The sequence below is a fragment of the Agrobacterium tumefaciens genome (genome assembly GCF_005221385.1).
Taxonomy (GTDB): domain Bacteria; phylum Pseudomonadota; class Alphaproteobacteria; order Rhizobiales; family Rhizobiaceae; genus Agrobacterium; species Agrobacterium tomkonis.
Window position 1 is genome coordinate 450,489 of the sequence record NZ_CP039904.1, and the last position, 13,470, is coordinate 463,958.

Consider the following 13,470-nt stretch of genomic DNA (forward strand, 5'->3'; position numbering starts at 1 on the left):
GCATACCGGTATGCCGGTTGTCAACAGGCTTGTGTTCCGGTATACCGGTTATGAAAACACTGGAGGGTATATGCCGAAAATTCCCGTAACAGGTGGCACCGTGCCGACGATGGAGCGACTGGACCTTAACCGTCCGGTTGTGGACCAGATCTATTCCGCGCTGAAATCGGCCATCCTTTCCCGGGAGCTTTTTCCCGGCCAGGCGGTTTCGGAAAACGAAATCGGGCAGTCCTTCAATTCCAGCCGCACGCCGGTGCGCGAAGCGCTGAGCCGCCTGCGGGATGACGGCCTGATCGTCACCCTGCCAAGCCGTGGCACCTATGTCTCCAGATTGTCGGAAAAACACATTCGCAGCGCGCAATTCATCCGCGAGGCACTGGAAGTCGCTGCCGTTTGCAGGCTGTGCCAGATCGGCCTAACAGCGGAAGCCGAGCTGGAGATCGAACACGCCCTTACCGGCCAGCGCGCAGCCATGCACCGCGGGGACAGAAAGGCTTTCCGTGTGCATGACGACCAGTTCCACAGTGCGCTTGCCGCCGCAACGGGTCTGGAGAGGCTGGAAACGCTGTTGATCCGCGAAAAGGCGGGGCTGGACCGCCTGCGCGCGCTCGCCATCACCGACGAGGCGCATATGGCGCGGCTGCTCTCCGAACATGAGGCGGTGTACGATGCGATCAAGGTCGGGGACGAAGCCCGCGCGACCGATGGTTTGCGCAAGCACCTGCGACGCGTCCTCGGCATTCTTTCGCAGGTTTTCGAGAACCACCAGGACTATTTCGAATAATTCCGCGCCATCATTTTCAACGGTTCGAGCATCATGAACACGGCAAATCCCGAAAAAGCGCTTGCCATGTCGCAGGCGAGACTTCTGTGCGACACGATGAGCACACTTGCGGAATCCCCTGTCTGGGACGAGCGGCGACAGGTGCTTTTCTGGTGCGATATACTCGGCAGAACGGTGCGATCCGCAGCGCTTGAGCCGGGCCTTTATCGCGAATGGGCGTTTCCCAACACGGTATCGAGTCTCGGGCTGTGTCAGAACGGCGACCTCATTGTCGCCTGTGGCATGGATATTGTCATCCTCGATCCGGACAGCGGCAAAACGCGTCTCCTCCACTCCATTCCGGCGCTGGGCGGCATTCCTTGCCGGCTGAATGACGGACGGGTTGGCCCCGACGGCGCTTTCTGGGTGGGAACCATGCACAATGTGCCACTCGCGGACATGGAGCCCCATGGTGAACTTTGGCGGATCACCGAAAAGAGCGCCGAGCGCATGCAGACCGGCCTGACATGCCCGAACGGCCTCGCCTTTTCCCAGGACGGTTCCATCATGTGGCAGAGCGATTCCGTCCAGAAGTGGATACGCCGGCGAAAATTCGACAGCAGGAACGGCATGTTCGGTGAGGGCGTGCCGGTGGCCCATATGACGGAAGAGACAGGAAGACCCGATGGCGGCTGCCTCGACAGCAGCGGCACCTATTACAGCGCGGGCGTTTCCGCGGGCCTGTTGAACGTTTTCACACCCGACGGCGGGCATGCGGAGGTGCTCGCAGCGCCCGTCCCGCACCCCACCATGCCGTGCTTCGGAGGACCTGATTTCAGCATCCTTTTCCTGACATCACACCGCCACAACATGTCCGAAGACCGGCTCGCGAAAGCACCGTTTTCGGGCGGCGTCTGGGCGATCCCGACAACGACGAAGGGATTTGCAGCCTTCCGTTTTGGCGAAGGTGGATAGAGCCCGGAAACCGAGCGCAGATTCCTACTCCTCCCGGAAGGCGCGGCTGATCTGGTCCGTCAACGGCTTAGCGATATAGGACAGCGCCGTCCTTTCACTGGTCTGGATGAAAGCCTCTGCCGGCATGCCCGGCACCAGCGGCGCATTGTTGAGCTTTTCCCGCTCTGTGACCGGCACGGAAATCCGCGCCAGATAATAAGAGAGACCGGTGCGCTGATCGGTGGTGATATCCGCCGCGATGCGACTGATATGGCCCTCCAGTTCCGGCGTGACGCGCTGGTTGAAGGCGGTCATGCGCAGCATGGCCTTTTGCCCCACCTGCAACTGGTCGATATCCTTCGGTACGATCTGCACCTCGAGCGCCAGCTCGTCCCCATCGGGCACGATGAGCATGATGGGGTCTGCCGGCGTCACCACGCCGCCGACGGTATGCACCGCCATTTCATGCACCATGCCGGATTGTGGCGCGATGATATCGATGCGTTTCAATTCATCTTCGGCGGCGACCTTGCGCTCGACAAATTCACCCATCTGGGCCTGTATCTCGCGCAGCTCCCGCCCGACTTCGGTGCGCAATTCCTGATCGATCTGCAGGATTTGCAGCTTCGTTTCGGTGATCCGGCCGGCAGTCTGCGCCTGATAAGCAATTTTTTCGCCGCGCTCGCCGCCAAATGTCGCGGCCTGCGTCTGCAGGCTGTTCAGCCGCTGCACGGACACGACGCCCTGTTCCCGCAGGGATTTCTGCGAGGTGATTTCAGCCTGTAAAACCGCAAGACCGTTATCATAGGCGACTTCCTGCGCCTTCAAGCCTTCGATTTCATGCTCGAACTGGGTAATTCGTTCGGACAGCTGCGCTTTTCGACCCTCGCGATAGGACTTGCGGAACTCGAACAGCCTGGTTTCGCTGCGCATGGAGGAAGCGACATCGGGATCATCCTTGCGTGACAGCAGAGCCTGCGGAAAGACGAGTTCCGGCATATCGTCCCGCTCGGCTTCCAGCCTTGCCATGCGCGCATTCAGCTCATCCAGACGCTTTGTCACGATGGCGAGATTGGCGCGGGTCTGGGTCGCGTCGAGGCGCATGACGACATCTCCGGCCTTCACCCTGTCGCCCTCATTCACCAGAATTTCGCCGACGACGCCGCCGCTCGGGTGCTGTACTTTCTTGCTGTAGGAATCCACCACGAGATGACCGGAGGCGACCACAGCACCGGCAAGATTGGTCGTCGCAGCCCAGCCACCGACACCGGCCAGCAACGCAACGCCTGCGGCAAGGCCGGCAAGCAAATGTGTGCGGATGGAGCGGGATACATGGGCGCGCTGATCAGTGTTTGACATCCGCATCTCCTTCCTGGCTGTTCTCTTCCCGGGCATCTTCCAGCGCAACTGGCTGGGCTTGGGTATTGGCCACGACACGCAACGGCGAGACCGTCTGGGCGGATGCGGTGTATCCCTTGGGAGCCTGCCCTTTTTGAGCCTGACCCTGGGGAACGCGCAGCACTTTTGAGAGTACCTCGTCGCGCGGGCCGAAGGCCTTCATCCGTCCCTCTTCCATCATCAGAATGAGATCGACAACGCCGATGGCGCTCGGCCGGTGGGCGACGACGACGGCGATGCCCTTGCGCGCCTTGACCGACGCAATCGCCTTGACCACGGCGGCTTCACCTTCCGCATCAAGATTGGCGTTCGGCTCGTCCAGCACCACGATGAAGGGATTGCCGTAAAGCGCGCGGGCAAGCCCGATGCGCTGGCGCTGCCCGGCCGAAAGGGCAGAGCCCGCCTCGCCGATATCGCTGTCATAGCCCTTTTCGAAACGCAGGATCAGTTCGTGCGCTCCAGCAGCTTTTGCCGCGGCGATGATGGCCTCGGGATCGGGATTGTCCTCGAAACGGGAAATATTCTCACCGATCGTGCCGTCGAACAGCTCCACGCCCTGCGGCAGATAGCCGATATGACGGCCAAGGGCCTCGCGATCCCATTGATCGAAGCTCGCGCCATCCAGCCGCACCTTGCCGGCCGCCGGCATCCAGGCGCCCGTGAGAATACGCGACAGGGTGGATTTGCCGGAGCCGGAGGGGCCAATCACCCCGAGCGCATTTCCGGCAGTGATGACAAAGCCAAGGCCGGTGACAGTTGGCTTTCTCTCGCCCGGCGGAACAATGGTGGCGTTCTCTACCCGCAATTCCTTTTCAGGTTTCGGCAGTGCCATGGCTGTGGCATTGGCCGGCATCTGCGCGAAAAGCTCCCTCAGCCGCGCCCAACTCTGCCGAGCGGCCACGAAGGACTTCCAGTTGGAAATGGCAAGATCGACGGGCGCCAATGCCCGGCCCATCATGATCGAGCTGGCAATCATCACGCCGCCCGACGCCTCCTGGTTGATGACAAGCCATGCGCCAACCGCAAGAATGGCCGATTGCAGCACGACCCGCAGGGATTTCGCGATATTGCCAAGACCGCCGGCCACATCGCCCGCCTTGCGATTGGCGGCGAGATAGGCCTCGTTGGAGTTTTGCCAGCGCTTGCCGAGCCTGCCGCCAAGCCCCATGGCCTGCACAACCTCGGCATTGCGGCGCGAGGCCTCCAACTGCCGATTGCGGGCCATGTTTTCGACCATCGTGTCGCGGATCGGCTTCTGCGAAAAGATGTTGGTCAGGATCGTCAGCGATATGAGCAAAATGGCGCCGGCAAGGGCCGTCACGCCGATCCAGAAATGAAACAGAAAACATATGCCGAGATAAAGCGGCATCCACGGCAGATCGAAAAAGGCTGATGGACCCGTGCCGGAGAGGAAGCCGCGGACATTGTCGAGATCGCGCAGCGGCTGTAGCCCATCGCCCGGCATGCGGTTGACGAGCGGCAGGCGCACCACCGCATCATGCACCCTGCCGGAGTGTCGCATGTCGAAATCTTCGCCGATGCGGATCAGAACGCGGGCGCGGATGATATCAAGCAGGCACTGGAAACCATAGAGGCCGAGCGCGAGAAGGGCCAGCCCGACCAGTGTCGGCAGGCTGCCGCTGGCCAGCACGCGGTCGTAGACCTGCAGCATGAAGAGTGGCGAGGTGAGCGCCAGTATGTTGACGACACCGCTGACGAGCGCGACGCCGAGAAATGTGCTTTTAAGGGGCGAAACAACCGCCGCAGTGAGGGACTGCGGCGGTGTCTGCTGGTGGTTTTGAAAGCCCACAGCCTGTTTTTCCTTATGCGGCAAGCGCCGATGCGCTGGCGAAAATGAAGTCCGATGCGTCGAGTACGCTGGAATCTACACCAACGAGTGTGATCGAAACGGAGGCGTCGGAGTCTGATTCCACCACCGCATTGCCGTTGAGGTTATACCAGAACAGGTCTGCGACCGAGGTTGAACCCCAACCGGATACATCAAGCTTATCAGTACCATCCTGATAACCATAGGTGCCGGTTGGTCCAGCGGTTACGATATCGTTACCACCCGAGAAGACGAATGTATCAGCGCCGGCAAAACCGGTCAGCGTGTTCGAAGATGCAGTATCTTCGACTACAGTGCCGGTAGCCGCGAAGTAGTCATAAAAGCCGGCCAGCGAGCCGAAACGCGCAAGCTGGTAAACCGCGAGATCAAGTAGATCGCGCGCGCCGGCGAGCGAATAGGCGCTGTCGGGATCGATCAGCAGTTCCTGCTGGCTGACGGCGATGCCGCTGGTGGACTGGCTGTAGCCGGTGCCCAGAACAATGCTGTCAACCGAACCCGTCAGGTTGCCCTGGGAGTACTGCAGAGCGCCGCTCATGACGATGCCCTTGCCGCCGTTGCTGCCATCGCCCCACGCCTCATAGGTCGTGTTGGGATCGATGGTGGTCGTGGCGAGAGAGCTGGTCTGAGCGTCGTAGAACGCACCATAGGTCGAACCGAAACCGCTCGTCCAACCGTTGAGATAGCCGATCAGGTCGGAGGAAGACTGCGTCAGTTGAATTGTGGTAGCCATAGGTGTACTCCTTTGCTGGCCAATATCGATACCTTCGTCCTGTGACAAAGGCGTTTCATCTCCGGGACGGGCTGCAACCCGGCCCGGAGAATCTCTTCCGCGCCTCAGAATTTCACGTTCATCGTCGCGATAAAGGTACGGCCAGGCGCGGTGTAGGCGCTTGTTGCCGGAATATATTTACGATCCATCAGGTTATTGACGGCGAAACGAAGCGTTGCCTTGTCATTGAAAGCGTAGGACCCATAGAGGTCTACCGTCGTGTAGGGATCGGTCACCTCACGCAGATTGCCCTCCGTATCGAGCGTGCGCGATTGTGTCGGCGTGACGTGGTTCAACCGTGCGCCCAGAGAGAATTTTTCCTCAAAGAAACGCATACCGCCATCGAGCGTGAGCTTCACCTTTGGGGCCACATCGCCGGGCCAGGCGACGATCTCGCCGCTCGTTGTTGTGGTGCCGTTGGAAAAAACCTGCGTTTTGTCCGGCCAGTCTGTCTTCAGCAACGTTGCCGAACCACCAAGCCAGAAACTTCGTGCATCATAATTGCCCTCAAGTTCAAGCCCGCGCATATAGGTCGTGCCATCGAGATTGACGAAGCTTGTATAGGTGCGGCCAGGAACCTGATCGGTGACGAGATAGCCGAGCGCGATGTAATCTTTCACCTCGCGGCGGAAGGCAGCCATTTTGATGCGCACAGAATCGTGGTCCAGCAGCACACCGTCGAAGCTCATATTCGCACCGATCTCATAGGTGGTGGCTTTTTCAGCCCGGAGAGACTGGTTCGGGGCATATTCGTAACCAACGGAATCTCCGGGGCGCGCACCGGCAAAAAAAGCCTCCAGAGTTGTCGGCGGGCGCAGGCTTTGAGAATAGCTCACATAGGGGCGAAGCCAGTCGAATGGCTTGAATTCTATTGTGGCTGAGGGAAGCCACGCGCTATAGGTACGGTCGATGTCCGTCTCATAGGCAGGGTTTTCGACAACGGGATCATATCGTGTGGCCGAAGGCCCGGTTCCCGGCATACAGGTCGATGAAACATTGCTCCAGACTCGGCTGAGAAATCTTGCCTCGGTGATATTTGTGCCGGGATTTTGCGGGAGAAAAACAGCGTAATAATATTGCGACGCAGTGTAATTGTTGCCGATAGGATCGCATGCAACTGTAATCGTGCGCAGGTACGAAATCTCATCGTAATATGTCGACTTGCCTTTCAGGCGCGACCAGTCATATCGCACACCGCCACTTATCGTTACCCAATCCGCAGGTTCAAGTTCACCGTTTAAAAACAGACTCGCGACATCGCGCCGCCCAGGCGGACTAAAAGCGGTGTAGCTGCTGGCGAAGGCGGGGTTGTTCGCAATGGCGGAACTCGTGGTAACCGATGAGGAAATGTCCCTGAAAGCTTCCGCCCCGTAATTCAGGCTGAGGGCACCCGCTTTGGTATCGAAACGACTGGTATTCTCCACGCTGCCGCCGAAACTACGCAGGCCCATATCGAGATTTGTCTCTACCGCATAAGTACGCGCGCCCCGCAGTTCATGCGTCATGTTATCGTTCAGCCATAGTGACGACTTGAAATCGATGAGTTCGCTTTCGGGATTCCAGTCCAGCTTGGCCACGATGCTGTCGTTGCGTACGCTTTCCCGGTCGATAAAGTTGGATGCACCCTGCACAAAATCATTCTGCTGATGCATCCATGACAATGAAGTCTGCACATCCCCGAAATCGCCTTCGCCCTTGAAGAAGGTCGACCAGCCTTCCCGGCCGAGCAGGTCTTTCATCGTCAGCGCGGTGCTTTGGGCCTCACCTTTCGTTCCGATCTTGTATTCGTCCATGATCGTGCGGCTGTAACCTGCGACGAAAGAAAGAGGACCATCCGGCTCTCGAACAGCAGCCAGAACCGAACCCTGAAAATCGTAACCATTGGTGCCGCGGGAAATATTGACCTCTCCGCCTTTGTTCGCACCTTCGGGGATCAGATCGGCGGCTCGGATGGTGCGGAACTCAACCTTGCCGCCCAGAGAACCGGCATTGCCGGAGGTAGCGTTGGTCATTTTCTCAACTTCGACCGCACGGATAAAGGCCGTATCCACATAGGCTTGGCCGTTATTGGCGGAATAAATCGAGGCGCCGCCGGTGCTGAAACCACGCTGCGCATTCTGCCGCGCACCATCGATGGAGACGACCACGCGGCCGCTCTCCTGCAAACCGCGCACATTGGGTGAAACTGTCGGGAAACTGCCATTGCCTTCCCCGGCATAAACACCGGATACCCGGTTGAAGACATCGCGCGTATTGCGCACGCCGGCGGATTGGATCGCCTCGCGGCTGACAACGCTGACGCTGGCAGGGGTTTCATAAACCCAGTCCGGCGTTCCCTGATAACCGGTGCCGGCAATGGAATTACGCCCGGTTTTACCGGTGACGGTGATTGCTTCCAGAACAGTCGTGCCTTCGGCCCCGGAAAGATCGGCGGCCGCCTGCCCCGTGCCGATGACGACCGTTCGGCCATTTCCGGCGATGCGGAAATTGACGCCAGTGCCGGCCAGCAGCCGTGACAGGGCCTCCCTCACCGTGAAACTGCCCGTGACGGCATTGGTGCGCACATTGCCGGCGGATGGCGTGGCAAGCGTGACCTGAAGACCGGATTGCCGCCCGAAAGCGCCGACGACGGACGATAGCGATTGGGCGGGAATATTGAATGGCCGCGTTGCGCCCTGCTCACCACCGGCGCGCTGACCATTTGCGGTATTCGCCGCGGTCTGCGCAAAAGCCGGCATCGAAATTGACACGGCGACCACTGTCGTCGCCAGCAGGGCGGCCCTGCGCGCCCGCTGTCCCGTTTTTTTCTCTGAACCGGTCGTACGTATCTGGAGGCGCATACTAGCTTTGTCTTCCTGTCTTTCACTCCGGATATATCTTGACCGGATTACTCAACAAAAAGACGATTGCCTCGGCAATTTTTTTCAGGCTTTCGGAATAAATTTTATAAATTACTGAAAATAAACATGATTTTTTGCTTCATAGCGTTTCAGAAGCGGGTGATGATGCGGGCACTATCGCCAATCGCGTGAACTTTGCCCTTATAAGGCTCCACCAATGCTTCCAGCGCGCGGTCCGGTTCGCGTAGATCGTAAAAGCCCGTCACCCGCTGCTCGGCCAGCGTCTTGTCGGCCATCGTCAGCCATGCCGGATGGTAACGCTGGATCTGTTCCACCACAGAACCGATCGTCGCATCCACCACGTAAAGCTCGCCATTGCGCCAGCCGCCAATATCCTCGACGGACACATTTTCTTTGCGGATCGTGCCCGAAGCGTCGACAATCAGCATCTCGCCCGGCACGAGCCGGGTTGGCGGTGCGTTGCGGAAGGAGGCTTCCACGGAACCGTGGGCAAGTGCGACTTGCGTTACACCATCCGTCAGGTCGACGTCGAAAGCCGTGCCCAGCACCTGAACGGTGACGTTTTTCGCCTCCACGATGAAGGGGCGCGTGGTGTCCGGCACGACATCGAAGAAAGCTTCGCCCTTCAGCACTTTCACAGTGCGGCGACCATTGGTGAAATCCGTGGAAAGAGCGCTCGCCGCCGCAAGCTGTACCCTGCTGCCATCATCGAGAGTTATCGTGCGGCTTTCAGCGGTACTGGTCTGATAATCGGCCTTGATACGGACGAGAGACGCCGGGACGAACAGCACCGCAAGACAGAGAGCCGCCGTCGCCATCGCCGCACCGGCATAATGCCGCCCGGACCAACGCCGCCGCGATACCGGTTTCGCGGCCTTTTCCGGCAGATGCGGCGCATCTTCCCAGAGGCTCTTGAATTCCGGCTCTAGCAGACCGAGGTTGCGCCACGTCTTGCAGGTCCGCTCCCAGGCAAGACGGTTTGCCGGAGACGATGCCAGCCATCGGTCGAATTCAGCCTTCAACCGCGGTTCCACTGTGCCTGCCTGAAGGCGAAGCAGCCATTCGGCCGCTTCTTCCGCCTTCCCGTTCGGCAATTCTATTTTATTGTCTGGATCAATGGTCATTGAACCCGGCCAGTTCCTTTGGGCAGGCGGAGGAGCCGCCTCGTCTTCCGCGTTGTTATAAAGACGTTTGAGAGAGAGATTTTTTTCACGGGATGCGGCAAGCAGGGCAATTTTACTTCATTTCTTTGGTAATCGCGGCAATGCTGCCCTTGATCAGACGGTGAGCGCTGGCCACGGACACCCCGAGGTGACGCGCGATCTCTTCCATATTGTAACCACCGAATCTATGCATTTCCAACGCCACACGTGCCTGAACCGGCAGGGAGGCCAAAATAGTCTGCATCTGCCGGACTTCATCGCAGAACAGCGCATGTTCCTCCGGCGTGCCGTGATCCTGCGGCACACCCCAGAACGGGGTGTCATCCGGCCGCTCCCGCAGGTCCTGGCGACTTCGCCGACGGTTATCGAGAGCAAGGTTGCGAACGATGCGGAAGAGATAGGATTTGAGGTTGGAGGGGTTGCCGGAGGCCTCCGGAACGAATTTCAGGAATGCCTCCTGAACAACGTCTTCCGCATCCGCCCGCGACCCCAAAATGAGGGTGGCGTATTTGATCAGGTCGACCCTATGCGCGACGTAAGCGTTATAACGCTTGTCATCTTCCCGTATGCCCATGTCTCAACCGAGAGAAATTTCAAGGATCAACGAAACTGCACGCCGCTGTTTGGCAGCGCAGATTTCCGGTAAAAATCTCTAGCACTCAAACCGTCAGTCGAACAGATATTTCATGACAATTATCATCAAGAATTTGTGCGGCCGCCAGCAGATGCGGCCTGCTTCTGCTGGCGTTAGATAGCTCCGTCGACGATAACCATCGGCCGCCCCTGCGAACAGGGCTCGATACGGGCATCAATGCGATAGATATCGCGGAGCATGTCCGAGGTTATCACCGCCTCAGTACTGCCGCTCACCACCATTTCACCGCGCGCGATTACCATCGTATTCTCGCAATAACGCAGTGCATGGTTGAGGTCGTGCAGGGCGATCAACACGATCATGCCGGTTTTCTGGGCAAGCTCGGTCACGAAACCTAGAACCTCGATCTGCCGGTGAAGATCGAGCGCCGATGTCGGCTCGTCCATCAGCAAGACTTCCGGCTTGCGCGCCAGCGCCTGTGCCAGCGACACCAGCTGCCGCTGGCCGCCGGACAACTCGCCGAGACCGCGGAAGGCAAGATCGTGGATTTTCAGCGCCTTGAGAATGGCATCGATCTCAAACAGCTCATCATCCTGAACGCGCCAGCCGCCACCCTGCTTGGCGGAAAGAAGCACGGATTCATAGACTGTCAGCACGGCGTTGGCGCCGGTATCCTGCGGCATGTAGCAAATGGCGCGGTTACCGCGCGCCGTATCGGAGAGTTCGACCAGACCGGGACCGGAGATCAGGCTGGCGATACGCTTGAAAAGCGTGGATTTGCCAGCGGCGTTGGGTCCAATCACCGCCGTCACGCTACCGCTTTCCAGCGTATCGATGCCGACCTTGGACAGAACCGTAGTGCGGCCATAGGCGGCACCGACATCCTTCAGTGCGAGCGCTACCATGCGCGTCTCCTGTTGCCGAAAATGAGCACGAAAAAGAACGGTACGCCGACGAGCGCCGTGATGACCCCGATCGGCAAAATGGCGCCGGGGATGAGGACCTTGCTGATGACCGAGGTTGTCGACAGAAGCAGCGCGCCGCAGATGATCGAGCCGGGCAGGAAGAAGCGCTGATCTTCACCTACCAGCATGCGGGCGATATGCGGACCGACAAGCCCGACAAAACCGATGGTGCCGACGAAAGAAACCGGGATGGCCGCCAGCAGGCTGACCGTCAGCATCGTCTGCAACCGCAGCCGGCGCACATTGATGCCCATGCTGGCTGCCTTGTCATCGCCCAGCCTGAGTGCCGTCAGCGCCCAGGCGTTGCGCATGAACATCGGCACGGTGATGACGAGAATGGCCGCAGTCACATAGACTTTTTCCCAGGTTGCCTTCGTAAGGCTTCCCATGGTCCAGAAAACGACGGCGGCAAGCGCCTGTTCGGACGCCAGATATTCCAGCAGCGACAGCGCCGCATTGAAGGTGAAGACCAGAGCGATGCCGAGGAGCACGATGGTTTCAACCGTCACACCGCGCAGCGTCGAGGCGAAATGGATGAAGAGCGCCGCAACCATGGCCATGATGAAGGCATTGATCGGCACCATATAATGCACAGCACCCGGAAAGATCGCCACGCCGCCGACAAGCGCCAGCGCCGCACCAAAACTTGCAGCAGCCGAAATGCCGAGCGTGAAGGGGCTGGCAAGCGGGTTGGACAGGATGGTCTGCATCTGCGCACCCGCAACCGACAGCGATGCACCGACAGTGACAGCCATCAGCGCTATCGGCATACGGATGTCCCAGATCACGACCCGCAGCTGGTTTGCAGCGGCGGCCGGATCGGCAATGGTCGCCAGCACTTGGGAGATTGTATAGCGCGCCGGGCCGAGCGCCATATCCGCGGCCATGCTGAAACAAAGGGCGATGAAAAGCCCGAGAAGAATAACGATCCTGCGCGCGGCAAGGGCGCGATATTGATCGCGCCCGCTGACGCCAACGGCGCTTTCATTCAGCGAACTCATTGGTTCAAACCTTTTTCGAGCGAGGCGAAATAGCCCGGCTTATAGGTAACGGGGAGGAACTTCCGGTAAAATTCCTCAGCGTTTTTTTCCGGATCGAGATCGGCGAAGAGGTCCGGATGGAACCACTTGGCAAATTGCTGGATCGGCAAAAACTCGTAAGGCGCGCCATAAAACTGGTGCCAGACGGCATGGACATTGCCTTGCTTGACCGCCTTCAGTTCCGGAAACGGCGTACGCGTCATCAGATTGGCCAGCCGCTCGCGCGAAAGCGCCACGTCTGCGCCCAGCCCGAGGGGAACGAACTGGTTGATGTCGGATTCCGCCGCCCAGTTCGAGCCGGTGACGATGACATGATCCGGATCAGCGACGACCAGCTGCTCGGGATTGAGATCGCCGAAGGTCGTCTTGATGATGCCGTCGGCAATATTGTGACCACCGGCCAGATCGACCATCGCGCCGAAATTGGCAGGCCCAAAGGTGCGGCAGCAATTGTTCTCGCCGGAAATGCCCGGTGAACGCTCGATGAAGACATTCGGGCGCTTCAGGTCCTTGGCGCTGGCGAGCCGGTCGGTCACGCGGGCGATTTCAGCACGGCGATAGGCGATGAATTCCTTGGCGCGCTCATCGGCACCGAACAATTTCCCAAGGATTTCGATCGAGGCTTCGCTGTTCCTGTCGGGATCGATGCGGAAATCGAGATAGACGATCTTGATGCCGGCGGCAGCGGCCTTCTCTTCGAAACCACTTTCCTTGGCGGTTTTTTCTGTTTCCAGATTGAGGGTGATGACATCAGGGGAAAGGGTGATTGCCGTTTCCAGACTGAAATCACCCTGCGGCAGATAACCGAAGCGCGGCAGTTTCTCGATCTGCGGAAAACGCTCGACATAGGCCGTGTAGCTGTCAGGATCTTTCTTGAGCAGATCGTCACGCCAGCCGACGATGTTTTCGAATGTTTTATCGCCCTTCAGCGCCGCAATGACGTGGATCTGGCGGGCTTCGCCAACGATGACACGCTTGGCCGGCAGGTCCAACTCGACCTTGCGGCCGGTGACATCGGTGATCTCGCCTGCATGGGCTGTCATGGCGAGAAGAGAGAAGGCCAGCACCGCAAGATGCCTCAGAGCATTGAGCCGCATGAGAAGTCCTCATTGT

Annotated in this window: 11 protein-coding genes; 2 read left to right on the forward strand and 9 right to left on the reverse strand. The window is 59.0% G+C overall.

Annotated features, from left to right (window positions below; genetic code table 11):
- The first annotated feature begins 70 nt into the window (after positions 1-70).
- The gene (locus CFBP6623_RS17240; RefSeq protein ID WP_046801406.1) at positions 71-784 is read left to right on the forward strand and encodes a GntR family transcriptional regulator; all 714 of its coding nucleotides are present in this window, start codon (positions 71-73) and stop codon (positions 782-784) included.
- Positions 785-817: 33 nt separating this feature from the next.
- Positions 818-1,738 carry an SMP-30/gluconolactonase/LRE family protein gene (locus CFBP6623_RS17245; protein WP_046801407.1) on the forward strand — a complete coding sequence of 307 codons (921 nt, stop codon included), beginning with the start codon at positions 818-820 and terminating at the stop codon, positions 1,736-1,738.
- Positions 1,739-1,762: 24 nt separating this feature from the next.
- Here CFBP6623_RS17245 and CFBP6623_RS17250 read toward each other — a convergent pair whose 3' ends face one another.
- The 9 genes from CFBP6623_RS17250 to CFBP6623_RS17290 all read right to left on the reverse strand — a co-directional run bounded on the left by CFBP6623_RS17250 (position 1,763) and on the right by CFBP6623_RS17290 (position 13,454).
- The gene (locus CFBP6623_RS17250) at positions 1,763-3,076 is read right to left on the reverse strand and encodes an HlyD family type I secretion periplasmic adaptor subunit (protein WP_046801408.1); all 1,314 of its coding nucleotides are present in this window, start codon (positions 3,074-3,076) and stop codon (positions 1,763-1,765) included.
- Positions 3,063-4,925 (reverse strand): type I secretion system permease/ATPase, encoded by a 1,863-nt coding sequence (locus tag CFBP6623_RS17255; protein WP_046801409.1) that lies wholly within the window; start codon positions 4,923-4,925, stop codon positions 3,063-3,065. Before CFBP6623_RS17255 ends, CFBP6623_RS17250 begins: the two co-directional genes overlap by 14 nt.
- Before the next feature lie 13 nt (positions 4,926-4,938).
- The gene (locus tag CFBP6623_RS17260; RefSeq protein ID WP_046801410.1) at positions 4,939-5,694 is read right to left on the reverse strand and encodes a hypothetical protein; all 756 of its coding nucleotides are present in this window, start codon (positions 5,692-5,694) and stop codon (positions 4,939-4,941) included.
- A 104-nt stretch (positions 5,695-5,798) separates the two neighbouring features.
- Positions 5,799-8,573, reverse strand: coding sequence for a TonB-dependent receptor (locus CFBP6623_RS17265; protein ID WP_080842806.1), 2,775 nt, complete (start codon positions 8,571-8,573; stop codon positions 5,799-5,801).
- A gap of 149 nt (positions 8,574-8,722) precedes the next feature.
- The gene (locus tag CFBP6623_RS17270; protein WP_046801412.1) at positions 8,723-9,718 is read right to left on the reverse strand and encodes a FecR family protein; all 996 of its coding nucleotides are present in this window, start codon (positions 9,716-9,718) and stop codon (positions 8,723-8,725) included.
- A 112-nt stretch (positions 9,719-9,830) separates the two neighbouring features.
- Complete coding sequence (locus tag CFBP6623_RS17275; RefSeq protein ID WP_046801413.1) at positions 9,831-10,331, reverse strand: RNA polymerase sigma factor; 501 nt, start codon at positions 10,329-10,331, stop codon at positions 9,831-9,833.
- A 173-nt stretch (positions 10,332-10,504) separates the two neighbouring features.
- On the reverse strand, positions 10,505-11,257 hold the full coding sequence (locus CFBP6623_RS17280; RefSeq protein ID WP_046801414.1) for an ABC transporter ATP-binding protein: 753 nt from the start codon (positions 11,255-11,257) through the stop codon (positions 10,505-10,507).
- Positions 11,251-12,318, reverse strand: coding sequence for a FecCD family ABC transporter permease (locus CFBP6623_RS17285; RefSeq protein ID WP_046801415.1), 1,068 nt, complete (start codon positions 12,316-12,318; stop codon positions 11,251-11,253). The genes CFBP6623_RS17280 and CFBP6623_RS17285 overlap by 7 nt, the downstream gene beginning before the upstream one ends.
- Positions 12,315-13,454, reverse strand: coding sequence for an ABC transporter substrate-binding protein (locus CFBP6623_RS17290; protein ID WP_046801416.1), 1,140 nt, complete (start codon positions 13,452-13,454; stop codon positions 12,315-12,317). Before CFBP6623_RS17290 ends, CFBP6623_RS17285 begins: the two co-directional genes overlap by 4 nt.
- Positions 13,455-13,470: the final 16 nt, after the last annotated feature.

Coding starts and splice junctions, on each gene's coding strand:
- CFBP6623_RS17240 (WP_046801406.1), top strand. CDS start 71: ATGCCGAAAATTCCCGTAACAGGTGGCACCGTGCCGACGATGGAGCGA.
- CFBP6623_RS17245 (WP_046801407.1), top strand. CDS start 818: ATGAACACGGCAAATCCCGAAAAAGCGCTTGCCATGTCGCAGGCGAGA.
- CFBP6623_RS17250 (WP_046801408.1), bottom strand. CDS start 3,076: ATGTCAAACACTGATCAGCGCGCCCATGTATCCCGCTCCATCCGCACA.
- CFBP6623_RS17260 (WP_046801410.1), bottom strand. CDS start 5,694: ATGGCTACCACAATTCAACTGACGCAGTCTTCCTCCGACCTGATCGGC.
- CFBP6623_RS17265 (WP_080842806.1), bottom strand. CDS start 8,573: ATGCGCCTCCAGATACGTACGACCGGTTCAGAGAAAAAAACGGGACAG.
- CFBP6623_RS17270 (WP_046801412.1), bottom strand. CDS start 9,718: ATGACCATTGATCCAGACAATAAAATAGAATTGCCGAACGGGAAGGCG.
- CFBP6623_RS17275 (WP_046801413.1), bottom strand. CDS start 10,331: ATGGGCATACGGGAAGATGACAAGCGTTATAACGCTTACGTCGCGCAT.
- CFBP6623_RS17280 (WP_046801414.1), bottom strand. CDS start 11,257: ATGGTAGCGCTCGCACTGAAGGATGTCGGTGCCGCCTATGGCCGCACT.
- CFBP6623_RS17285 (WP_046801415.1), bottom strand. CDS start 12,318: ATGAGTTCGCTGAATGAAAGCGCCGTTGGCGTCAGCGGGCGCGATCAA.
- CFBP6623_RS17290 (WP_046801416.1), bottom strand. CDS start 13,454: ATGCGGCTCAATGCTCTGAGGCATCTTGCGGTGCTGGCCTTCTCTCTT.